Here is a 647-nt window from a genome sequence, read left to right as displayed (position 1 = left end):
AATGGCGGCGGATGGTCTCGGTGCAGGCGAGGCGGTCCTGGAACTCGCCGAGCAGGAAGCCCTGCACCGCCTCGAAATCGGCCCGCGAGGCGGCCTCGAGCCAGTCCCGGAAATCGTCCCGGTCCAGCCCCAGCGACGAGACCCCCTCGCGGTCGAAGCTCGCGACATAGCCGGCAGTCACGATCTGCCGTTCGTCCACGACGACATACATCAGTTCAAGGCCCCCGCCCCCTGCCAATGGAACGCAGATCCGAGCGGCCTCCCGCGCACCGGCGCCCTGCTGCCATGGTGGCGACAGGCGGTGCGGCGCGGCCTGCCGGCGTTGCCAGATGGTTCTGCGCGTCCTCCCCGAATCGGTAGGATTTGTTAATCAATGTCCGGCCGATTCGCCGGCGTCAATGCCCTAGAGGAAGGGAGCGCCGGGCCGGCTTTCTGCCGGGCGGAAGGTGTTGCCGGGCTGCCATAGGGGCGGTAGAGGACTGAATTCCTTGTGAGCGCTCCCGGCGGCTCATCTTGCATGACGCTGGGGCGGGCCGAGGGTTTTTCTTGAAGGATGCTGGGCCGATTTAACGTTTTGTAGATCATCGCCCCATTATTACTCAGCCTCGAAAATGACACTTTTTCCCCGGGCCAGCCATGCACGTTCT

The 647-nt window shown here is 64.6% G+C and carries 1 protein-coding gene and 1 pseudogene; both read right to left on the bottom strand.

Annotation, left to right across the window (positions count from 1 at the left end):
- Positions 1-211: pseudogene (locus tag AB4Y97_RS21005) on the bottom strand (DNA-binding response regulator); the annotation flags it as partial.
- Positions 212-366: 155 nt separating this feature from the next.
- Positions 367-647: hypothetical protein (locus AB4Y97_RS21000; RefSeq protein ID WP_442000975.1), on the bottom strand; the 281-nt coding region annotated here is incomplete at its 5' end.

Source organism: Microvirga sp. 2TAF3 (assembly GCF_052114965.1).
Classification (GTDB): domain Bacteria; phylum Pseudomonadota; class Alphaproteobacteria; order Rhizobiales; family Beijerinckiaceae; genus Microvirga.
This window is presented reverse-complemented; position numbering and strand designations above follow the sequence as displayed.